Consider the following 10375-nt stretch of genomic DNA (forward strand, 5'->3'; position numbering starts at 1 on the left):
GCGATGCCGGCCACCGCCGTCGGCAGCGCGAAGGGCAGGTCGACCATGGCATCGACGATGCGGCGGCCGGGAAAGCGGTAGCGCACCAGCACCCAGGCGACCAGCGTGCCGAAGACGACATTGACGGCGGCCGCGACAAAGGCGGTGCCGAAGCTGATGCGGAGCGCGTTGACGGTGCGCCGGTCGGTGGCGATCGCCCAGAAATCGGTCCAGCCGAGCGCTGCGGAGCGCCAGATCAGCCCCGACAGCGGAATGAGGATGATGAGGGTCAGGTAGGCAAGCGAGAAGCCGAGCGTCAATCCGAAACCCGGAATGACGCTCGGCTGTCGAAACCGCCAACCCGCCCGAGCGGGTGCTGTGATGGCCACTGCTGTCATGGAGTTCTGGATCGCCCCACTCGTTCAAGCCAGATTGCCCTCCGCTATGACTTCAAGAGCCTTGGGCGTGCAAGTTCGTTGAAAGATACGGCGCCTACTTCCATTCGCCCAAAGGCGTGTGGATTTTCTTTCTTCTCGGTCATTCGGGCTTTCTCCAGCTCTTCTGACTACTCCTTACTGCGCAGGTCTCCAGATCTGGTTGGATGAGCACCATCACCGAAATGATAGGGTACGCGTATTCTTCAGTCGTCGAAAAATTAAACCCGGGGGACAAGCCTTGCATGTCGCGACCAGTGTTGGGTCCCGAGCATCCATCGCGCGCATACCGCCCGGCAGATGGCGTTCGGCGGATCGGACGACAGAATTTGCAGACGTCGTCGTGTGGACCAGGCGACGCCGACAATGACGAAAGCGAAGCTATGGCAGCAAGTAGTAGCGAACACTATCGCGCGGGTCGGCCGACGGTCGGAAGTGGGACCCTTGCTCAAAAGAATAGGTTGGCCACGTCACTAAGATATCTCACGCGTTCCCGTGGAGGCATTCTACGCAATACAAAACCAACGCATCATGGAGCGCATAAGTCAGATTAGAAATCCGCCTGGGGAGGAGGATATGAAAAACATCTCAAATGACCTGATGGAAATAGCCGGCCGAATTCGCCCTGCGCGAGAAGCCTTCGCGGAGGCGGACAGGAGGAGGGTCGAATCCGCTTTGGAGGCAGGACGACTTCTTTGCCAGGCCAAGGACGACTGCCTGCACCAGCAATGGATGGCTTTCCTGAGATGGGCCGATATGGATGAACAGGAGGCTCGAAAGCTGATGCAGCTTGCCCGCGCGGGACTGACATCGTGTGTCGTTTCGGAAATCGGGGGCATCGATGCGGCACTGGCCTATCTTGTGGAGGCAAGATTGCCCGAGCCGGAAGAGTGCCTGACCGTGGGCCGCATAGGCTGGCCGGAAAAGAACACGCCCTTCGCGATTATCAAACCCAATGCCGGGCATCCCGGCTATTACGATATCGCCATTGCCGACATGTGGGCCAATCCAGCAACGGTTTTCTCATCGAGAAAGCCGCTTCGGGGGGAAAGCATGAGACAAGCCGACGGGTCGTTCTTCAACAGCCTCTGGCATATTGTCGATCGTGAATTGGATGTCCCGCATTCGCAGCGCGAGTTCCAGATGATGCCGGCGGATCTGTTCTCGCGAGATGGTGCCTTCCTCTTCGCCAAGCCTGTCTCCGCGGCTGACAGTGCGACGGAAAGCGAGGCCCTCAGCTACATTCTTTGAATGTTCGCCGGCAAATGCGACCACGCGCAGCCGGCAACAATTCCATTGCATGGACCGGAAAATCGCCCTGCCGGCCTCGGCGTGCTCTGCCTAGCGTTGTTCGTCACGGCAGAACACTCCAGCGCGCAGCCTCACCCGGACGAAGATCTATCAAGCTCAGGCGAGGCTGTTCGAGGGCAATTTCCTGGCTCGGCTCCCGGACGGCAAGTTGAAGCGAGAGCTACCTCTAAGAGCATGGCAAAAGACCGAACGGCCGCCGACCGGAATTTTGACGGAAAATGAACTCAAGCAATCGACGCGCCAATGAAGCGCCGTCAGCCGGCTTGCAGCCGAGCGTGGCTACGCGCCAGATCATCTCGTCTCGTCCATTTGCAATGGCCATCAGCACTTAGCGTTGTCAAACTGCGCCAGACGACCGTCCGGGCCTATACCAGGTCTCGGAAGTGGTAATGTCTTATCCGATTGCGCACTCCATTTTCTTGGCCGCTGCTGGCTTAATCGCGTCAGTTTTCATCATCAGAGTGGCGGTTACATGCGCATCGCGATTGTTGGTTCGGGTTACGTGGGTCTTGTATCGGGCGCTTGCCTGGCTGATTTCGGCCATCAAGTCGTCTGCGTCGATAAGGCGGAGGCCAAGATTGCCGATCTCCAGGCCGGAAGAATGCCGATCTATGAGCCAGGTCTCGACGACCTCGTCGACAAGAATTGCGCGAGCGGCCAGCTCACCTTCACCAGCACGCTTGCAGCGGCAGTCGCCGATGCGGACGTGGTGTTCATTGCCGTCGGGACGCCTTCGAGGCGAGGCGACGGCCATGCCGATCTGTCCTATGTCTACGAAGCGGCCCGGGAAATCGCGGCCGCTGTTCACGGGTTCACCGTGGTGGCAATCAAATCCACGGTGCCGGTGGGCACGGGGGATGAGGTGGAACGCATCATTCGCCAATGCAATCCCCTGGCCGACGTGGCGGTCGTCTCCAACCCGGAATTCCTGCGCGAAGGAGCCGCGATCGACGACTTCAAACGACCAGACCGGATCGTTATCGGCCTGCCGTCGGACGCGCGTGGCCGGGAGGTGATGGCGGAGGTGTATCGGCCGCTTTATCTCAACCAGGCGCCAATCCTGTTTACCGGCCGCCGCACGTCCGAGCTGATCAAATATGCGGCCAACGCCTTCCTGGCGCTCAAGATCACGTTCATCAACGAGATCGCGGATCTCTGCGAGAGCGTGGGCGCGAACGTGCGCGAGGTAGCGCGGGGCATCGGGCTCGACAATCGCATCGGCTCAAAGTTCCTGCACGCCGGCCCGGGCTATGGAGGATCCTGTTTTCCAAAAGACACGCTGGCTTTGGTCAAGACGGCGCAGGACAGCGGCGCGCCATTGCGCCTGATCGAAACGACGGTTGCCGTGAACGACCAGCGAAAACGCACCATGGCGCGCAAGATCGTATTTGCCTGCGGCGGCGATGTCCGCGCAAAGACGGTGGCCTTGCTGGGTCTTACCTTCAAACCCAACACCGATGATGTCCGTGAAGCGCCTTCCCTCTCGATCATCCAGGCCTTGATCGATTTTGGAGCACATGTCCGAGTGTATGACCCCGAAGGCATGGATCAGGCGAAAATCGTGCTCGGCACAAGCGTAAGCTATGCCGAAGGCGCCTATGAATGCGCCGAGGGCGCCGACGCGCTGGTCATCGTGACCGAGTGGAATCAGTTCCGCGCCCTGGATTTTGAACGACTGTCCCGCACGATGTCGAAACGGGTGGTGGTCGACCTGCGCAACATCTACCGGCGGGAAGAGATTTCCAAGCACGGCTTCGAGTACGTGAATATCGGTGAGGGAGCGGTCGCAGACAAGGCAGTTTTCGCCGCGGCCGCGGAATGAGGTATCTGATCACCGGCACCGCAGGATTCATCGGTTTTCACCTGGCGCGCCGGCTGCTCGAGGACGGTCATCGCGTCACCGGCTTCGACGGGATGACGCCATACTATGACATCGTCCTGAAGCAGTCCCGACACGCCCTGCTTCAAAGATACGACGCCTTTCGCGCCCATATCGGCCAACTGGAAGACCTGGATGCCCTTCGCCGCGCCGCGGACTCCGCCCGGCCCGATGTGATCGTGCATCTGGCCGCGCAGGCGGGTGTCCGCTACTCAATCGACAATCCGCGAAGTTACACGGACAGCAATCTTGTCGGCTCGTTCAACCTGCTTGAGCTTGCGCGTGATCTCAAGCCCCGGCATTTGCTCCTTGCGTCCACGAGCTCGGCCTATGGAGCGAACGACAAGATGCCATTCGTCGAAACCGACAAGGCTGATTGCCCGTTGACCTTCTATGCGGCCACGAAGAAGGCGATGGAGGCGATGGCGCACTCCTATTCACATATCTTCGGGACGCCGACCACCTGCTTCCGCTTCTTCACCGTATATGGCCCCTGGGGCCGGCCCGACATGGCGCTCTTCAAATTTGTCGACGCGATCGAGAACGGCCGTCCGATCGAAGTGTATGGCGAAGGCCTGATGAAGCGTGATTTCACCTATATCGACGATCTCGTCGAAGCCATCGTCCGGCTCGTCGAATGCACGCCGGCGACAGGTCGCGCGGCGTCCGCTCCCGGCGTCGTCGACACGCTGTCACCCGTCGCGCCGTGGCGTGTCGTCAACATAGGCGGCGGCGAGCCTGTCGGGCTGCTGCCTTTCATCGAGACGATCGAGAAGTGCCTGGGCAAACGCGCCATCCGCAAGATGTTGCCGATGCAGGCTGGCGACATGCGGGCAACCTATGCCGACCCCCGCCTGCTGGAGGCCCTTACCGGCTTTCGCCCTTGCACCAGCGTCGAGGACGGGGTGACCGCCTTCGTACGCTGGTATCTGGAAGAACGGCCGTCGCGGCCGACAATAGCCGCCTGAAGCGCGCAGACCTGTGATCAGTGCACGCGCCTAACTCCTTGGCCCGACACAGGTTGGTCATGCCGAGGCCAGCTTGGCGTGTATCCTGGGCCTCTCGCCATGCCAGGATGTCACCTCAATGGCGGCTCCGTCTCCACAAAGCACTGTAAAGCCGCTGTCGGTATGAGTTTGGACCTGGCCGGTCAGCCCGATATGGCGCCCAGGCAGGGCAAACATGCGCGCCTTCTCGATCACGATCTTGGCACCGGCAGTGAAAGTGAAGGCGCCCGGATAGGGATCGCCGACGGCGCGGACAAAACGAAGGACATTCTCGGCGGCATCGCTCCAGTCGATCATCCCGTCATCGGCGGTGCGCTTTGCGCAATAGCTGGCAAGGGATTCGTCTTGCGTGACGCCCACGGCCTTGTCACGACTTATCGCCGAAACGACAAGCGGCGTCATCTCGAACAGGGCCTGCTTGTGCTTGTCGTAGAGCGAGCGCGCGGTCTCGTCCGGTGCCACGGCAAAAAGCTTCTGGAGGACGATAGGGCCACTGTCGACACCCTCGTCGAGCCGGAAGAAAGTCGAGCCCGTCTCCTTTTCATTCGCAATGATCGTCCAGGGAATCACCGCCCTGCCCCGAAAGCGCGGTAACGGCGCCGGATGAAAGCCGATCGAGCCAAACCGGGCGACCGAGCGAAATTCGCTGCGGCAGATCTGCGACCAGCCGATCACCATCGTCAAATCGGGCCGCTCGGCTTCGAGCCTCTCGATCGTGTCCGGCGCATTGATGTCCCTGGTCAGGTGGACCGCGGCCCCAGCCACACGTGCCGGCCCCGCTAGATCGACGAAATCGGAATGGCGTTTGGAAGCTTCGGCCGCAAGGGTGACAAGCAGCGATGGCGTCATGCCAGCTTCGACAAGGGCATCGAATGCGACCCGAGATCCCTCCACCGCACCGACAAAGGCTATGCGCATGAATTCAAGGCTCCAACTCACCGGCGTGAGCGATAGATGGACACAGATCTCTTCTATTGTCTGCTTCGTTTCTGCGCCCAAGTCCTCCTTTAGAGGTAAACGGCAGCCGGCCATGCATCCCTATGTGCAACTCGTCCCTTCAAAGAAAGCTGGGTATTTAGGGATTGCGACAGCGGGATTGGAATACGCGATGGACAGCTTCGCCGGCTTGGCATTTCTGGATCGCAGCGCCGCTACAGTCGGGAAGGGCGGATCTGATCTTCCACGCATGGCGATCCTGCTTTCTGGACGCCGACGCATTTGTGCTTTCGTCCCGCTACGAAGATTGCGCGGTACCGCTCAAGGCCATGGCCGGCAGCCCGCCCATCGCATCCGTCGACTGCGACGTCATACATGCTGCGCTACGATCCCCAAGGACTGAAGACCTGTCACCATGCTGACGACCACCCGTCTGACATTGCATAAGATCGACGCCCGGATCAGGATGACCTGGGCTGCGTCGGGCGCAGACGCGTTTCTTGTCTCCTACCCCAAATCCGGAGCAACCCAGCTTAGACATATACTTTCGGAATACTTCAGTCGCCACGCCAACGGCGAGAATGGCGATCTTTCGCCAATGTTCGAGGTTCTTCCGGATTTCGATCTCGATCCGACAAGGGGCATTCCGGCTTTTCGTTACACAGATGAGCGCCATCGCGTGCCGCTCGTCCTGGTTTCGCACCTCTCCTACAGACGCTCGCTTTTTCTCAATCGACCCATCATCTTCATGACCCGAGATCCGCGCGACGTAATCGTGTCAGCTTATTTCGATGCCACACGTCACAAACACTGCTTCGAAGGCACCATGGACGCGTTCATTGCCGATCGCGAACAAGGCCTGCCGGCTCTGATAGTATATCTGAATGATTGGGGTAGAGGTCTGAAGCATCACGTGAGTGCAGTATTGGGCTATGGGGAACTGACTGAAGATCCTATGGGTGCCTGCACGCGTATCCTGAGATTTCTCGGCCACACACCGTCCGTGCGCGCGCTTCAGGATTCTATCGACGCTTCGCGTTTCGACGTAATGCGTGAGCATGAGATGGCGGGCGGCCTAGCGGCGCACGATGGCGAAAGCCAGCATGCTCGTCTCGGCAAGGTCGGCGGCTTTGCCGACTATCTTAGTGATGCGCAAGCCGAACTCATTGAGCAGACCTGCATCGACTGGCTAACTCCAGCCGCGATGGAACTGCTTCGCCGTGGCGGAACGCGGTTCGTTTGCGGCTGGTATGAACTTCGCCGCCAAACCACGGATGAACACGGCCAAGGCGAGACGATCAAGAGAGATCTTCCTGTCATCGAATCCCTTTCCACCAATCCATGCAGCAACTTGGCGGAGATTGCCGAGAAGTATGGAAATAATCCATCGACGTCTTGACGTTAAGAGGGGAGTAAATGCGACTTGCGATTGTGCAGGCGGGCCTGGGTGCGGGAGGGACGGAGCGCGTCGTCAGTCTGCTCGCAGCAGATCGATGCAGGCGCGGAGATGAAGTCCATCTATTTGCTTTCGTGGGAGAGCAAGATAAGAGCTATTTTGCCCTGCACCCGAAGGTCACCGTCCACAGACTTGTAGAGGATGGGGCTTCGCGGCTTTCGAAACTCGGATTTGTCCGCAGCTTGCGGCGCGTGGCCATGTTGCGCGCGGAATTCAAGCAGCTTCAGCCCACTCTGATCGTTTCGTTTCTAACAAAGATTAATATTCTCTGCCTGCTGGCGGCGAAGAATCTTGGCATCCGGGTTATTATCTCGGAAAGGAACAATCCCAAAGCGCAGAAGAAACACGCCGCCTGGCGGCTCGTTTCTGGAATTGTACTTCGGCAGGCGGATCGGCTGGTCATGCAGACTGATGCGATTGTCAAGACGCTTCCAGATACGCTCAGAAAAAAGGCCCACGTTATCGGAAATCCTTGCGAGGTCATCGGAAATCCCTGCGAAGCGACCGATGCCTACAAAGACCACGACAATGAAATGTTTCGCCTGGTCGCCGTCGGACGCCTGGTGGAACAGAAAGGCTTCGACACGCTGATAAAGGCCTTTGCTAAAATCGCCACCGAATTTCCGGCATGGGCATTGACGATCTTCGGCGAGGGACCTGATCGGGTTCTTCTTCAACGTCAGATCAATGCGTTTGATTTAGAGGACAGGGTAAAGCTTGCCGGCATTACCGAGCGTCCGGGCGAATGGGCACGCGACGCTTCCCTCTTTGTCCTGCCGTCACGCTACGAAGGCTTTCCCAACGTGCTGATCGAGGCGATGGCGGCCGGCCTGCCCGTCGTCGCAACGGACTGTGATTTCGGTCCATCCGAAATCGTCGAACCAGGCGTTTCGGGTCTGCTGGTACCAGTCGACGATGTTGCCGAGTTGGCATCTGCGATGGCATGCCTGATGCGAGATAATGCTCTTCGCCACAAAATGGGTAGATCGGCCCGGAAAACGATCGATCGGTTCTCAATGCAGCAGATTGCGGAAAAATGGGACTCCGCTTTGACGAAATTCTGAGTGAAGGCAATCGATCACGAACTCAGTTGTTCAGGTTCGCGATCTGCGAATGAAAAATATCCAATGCCGGACAAGAACACCTCGAGCGTTTCAAATCCGGCGCACATATCCTGATGTTCATCCGGAGATGATCTTTGATAAGCGTACTTTACAGCCAATATAACTAAAAGCGGCGACCTGTCGCGCGGGGCAAGGCAATGCCCGCACATCGTCCCTGGCTGGGATCGGCCTCAAGACACAAGGCTACATCCAGACTTTCGAGATTGTGTCCCGCGGCGTGGCCTGGCTTTTGATCACTACGAAGCCTTGCGGTTGGCCAGAGGGCGTATCAGCGAGCCGCGGCAGGCATGCTGATGAAAGGAGCATCGCTCATGAAACGCACGTTCGACCTGCTCGGTGCCGCCTGCCTTCTGCTGCTGATGTCGCCCTTCATCGCGGTGCTTTCAATAGGAGTCGCGCTGTTTCTTGGGCGTCCTGTTTTTTTCCGCCAGGAACGTCCCGGCCTGCACGGAAAACCATTCAAGATAATCAAGTTCAGAACGATGACCGATCGTCGGGATCATCATGGCCGGCTGCTTCCCGATGCTGACAGGCTAACTGGCTTCGGCAGCTTTCTGCGCGCAAGCAGCCTTGATGAGCTGCCCGAATTGATCAACGTATTGCGGGGTGAGATGAGCCTCGTCGGGCCTCGTCCACTCTTGATGGAGTATCTCCCCCGCTATAGCCCTGAGCAGGCGCGTCGTCACCAAGTCATTCCCGGCATCACAGGTTTGGCGCAGGTGAACGGCCGCAACGCACTTGATTGGGAGAACCGCTTCGTCCTGGACGTCTGGTATGTCGATCACCGGACCTTCGCACTTGACCTGAAAATTCTCTGCCTGACCTTTTACAAGATCTTCACCCGAGAGGGGATCAGCGCCGCGGGACACGCCACCATGCCCGAGTTCATGGGCTCGCAGGTTTCGCAGTCGGGCGGGCCGTTGAGGACATCTGGATCGCGCCTGCCACGGTTCGCTGCAAGGGTTGCAGCCATCGGTATTCTGCTAGAGCTTGGGACTGCCGCTTTCGTTTTTGTTGTCGATCCATATGGGATCAACCACCATCTTGGGATTCCTGATTTCAATGCCGAAAAGACACATCGCCTTTCGATCGGTACGACAGCCGAGCGCTCACTACGTCTATGGCTCACCGACTACGACACTTTGATCCTCGGCGGCTCGCGGGCGCGCGTCGGGCTTGATCCCGCCGGACCGAACCTAGCTAGGCTGAAGGCCTACAATGCCGCGGTTCCGCATGCGAGCATGGCCGAACTCTACGACATTGGCATGTTCGCCTTGGCTCATGGCGCACCCCGCCGGATGATCGTCAATCTCGATTTCTCCATGTTTGAGGCGGACCGAACGGAAACCCAAGATTTTCCGGAGTCCGGCTTTGCCGGGGTTCCAATGCCTATCGTTTATGCGCGGTCCTTGTTCTCCCCCGAAAGCTTTATCGACGCTTTGCGGACGGTGCACGCCAACAGCATTGGATTTCGGGAGACCGACAAGGAAGACGGTTTTCACCAGATCATGTTGGCGCACAATTACAGCTACAGACAGGTGTCCGACCAGAGGCTGAATCGGTTGATGGCGGAGTTTTCGTCTCCCGGCAGCTTCGATTATGACCGCACCAGAATCGGCCTGTTGCACGACCTGCTGGATCGTCTCACCGCCGCTGGAGTAGACGTCACGCTCTTCATTTCACCGATACATGCTCGTCAGATGGAAGCACTCAGGGCCATGGGGCTACTCCCGGTTTACGACCGATGGCGTGTGGATCTGACGTATACTGTAAGTCAGGTCAATGCATCCAAGACAGCCACATCTGAAGTGAAACTGTGGGATTTTAGCGGCTATAACTCCGTTACGATGGAAGACATTCCGGATCCGGGCGATCGTCATCAGACGATGCGGTGGTACTGGAGCTCTGCGCGTTACACTCCGGCCTTGGGAGAGTTGATGCTGGATCGCATGCTCGGCCAGGCCTATTCGGGCCCGTCGGATTTCGGCATATCTCTTACCGGATCCAACCTTAGAGCAGTCCTCGACCAACAGCGAAAGAGGCGCACCATATATGTTGTGCTTCATCCCGAGGAGATTAATAAGATATGGAGCCGTTTGCTTTTTTTAAAAGTTACAAAGCCAAATATTTAGGGGGATTTCTCTTTATTAGTTCGGCATCTCTTATAGTTCTACTTTTTCGCGCCGTACATGTTTAGCGATAAACCGGCCATGAAGCCGCTACCGCTAATGGGGTAGGCCATCGGTCGT

General features: G+C 58.2%; 7 protein-coding genes and 1 pseudogene. 6 read left to right on the top strand and 2 right to left on the bottom strand.

All coding sequences use genetic code 11. The annotated features are described in order from the left end of the window. Positions 1–377: pseudogene (locus FJ964_RS24400) on the bottom strand (molybdate ABC transporter permease subunit); the annotation flags it as partial. A gap of 531 nt (positions 378–908) precedes the next feature. Here FJ964_RS24400 and FJ964_RS24405 point away from each other — a divergent pair. From FJ964_RS24405 to FJ964_RS24415, 3 genes are all read left to right on the top strand, one after another. Next, positions 909–1664 carry a hypothetical protein gene (locus FJ964_RS24405; RefSeq protein ID WP_210243387.1) on the top strand — a complete coding sequence of 252 codons (756 nt, stop codon included), beginning with the start codon at positions 909–911 and terminating at the stop codon, positions 1662–1664. 532 nt (positions 1665–2196) lie between these two features. Continuing rightward, positions 2197–3546 (top strand): UDP-glucose/GDP-mannose dehydrogenase family protein, encoded by a 1350-nt coding sequence (locus tag FJ964_RS24410; RefSeq protein WP_140552767.1) that lies wholly within the window; start codon positions 2197–2199, stop codon positions 3544–3546. Beyond that, entirely contained in the window at positions 3543–4571 is a 1029-nt protein-coding gene (locus FJ964_RS24415) for an NAD-dependent epimerase/dehydratase family protein (protein WP_140552768.1), read from the top strand. The genes FJ964_RS24410 and FJ964_RS24415 overlap by 4 nt, the downstream gene beginning before the upstream one ends. A gap of 57 nt (positions 4572–4628) precedes the next feature. On the opposite strand, the gene FJ964_RS24420 is transcribed toward FJ964_RS24415, so the two are convergent. Then, positions 4629–5642 carry a formyltransferase family protein gene (locus tag FJ964_RS24420; RefSeq protein ID WP_224713190.1) on the bottom strand — a complete coding sequence of 338 codons (1014 nt, stop codon included), beginning with the start codon at positions 5640–5642 and terminating at the stop codon, positions 4629–4631. A 319-nt stretch (positions 5643–5961) separates the two neighbouring features. On the opposite strand from FJ964_RS24420, the gene FJ964_RS24425 reads away from it, so the two are divergent. The 3 genes from FJ964_RS24425 (at position 5962) to FJ964_RS31815 (ending at position 10258) form a co-directional block, all read left to right on the top strand. Beyond that, a complete protein-coding gene (locus FJ964_RS24425; protein WP_140552769.1) occupies positions 5962–6945 on the top strand; it encodes a sulfotransferase domain-containing protein in 984 nt (327 codons plus the stop codon). A gap of 17 nt (positions 6946–6962) precedes the next feature. Then, on the top strand, positions 6963–8066 hold the full coding sequence (locus FJ964_RS24430) for a glycosyltransferase family 4 protein (protein WP_140552770.1): 1104 nt from the start codon (positions 6963–6965) through the stop codon (positions 8064–8066). A gap of 371 nt (positions 8067–8437) precedes the next feature. Then, positions 8438–10258 (top strand): sugar transferase, encoded by a 1821-nt coding sequence (locus FJ964_RS31815; RefSeq protein ID WP_140552771.1) that lies wholly within the window; start codon positions 8438–8440, stop codon positions 10256–10258. Positions 10259–10375: the final 117 nt, after the last annotated feature.

Source organism: Mesorhizobium sp. B2-3-2 (genome assembly GCF_006442295.1).
Classification (GTDB): Bacteria; Pseudomonadota; Alphaproteobacteria; order Rhizobiales; family Rhizobiaceae; genus Mesorhizobium.

Excerpts from the sequence above, each read along its gene's own strand:
- FJ964_RS24410 (WP_140552767.1), top strand. The coding sequence starts at position 2,197 with ATGCGCATCGCGATTGTTGGTTCGGGTTACGTGGGTCTTGTATCGGGC.
- FJ964_RS24415 (WP_140552768.1), top strand. The coding sequence starts at position 3,543 with ATGAGGTATCTGATCACCGGCACCGCAGGATTCATCGGTTTTCACCTG.
- FJ964_RS24420 (WP_224713190.1), bottom strand. The coding sequence starts at position 5,642 with ATGGCCGGCTGCCGTTTACCTCTAAAGGAGGACTTGGGCGCAGAAACG.
- FJ964_RS24425 (WP_140552769.1), top strand. The coding sequence starts at position 5,962 with ATGCTGACGACCACCCGTCTGACATTGCATAAGATCGACGCCCGGATC.
- FJ964_RS24430 (WP_140552770.1), top strand. The coding sequence starts at position 6,963 with ATGCGACTTGCGATTGTGCAGGCGGGCCTGGGTGCGGGAGGGACGGAG.
- FJ964_RS31815 (WP_140552771.1), top strand. The coding sequence starts at position 8,438 with ATGAAACGCACGTTCGACCTGCTCGGTGCCGCCTGCCTTCTGCTGCTG.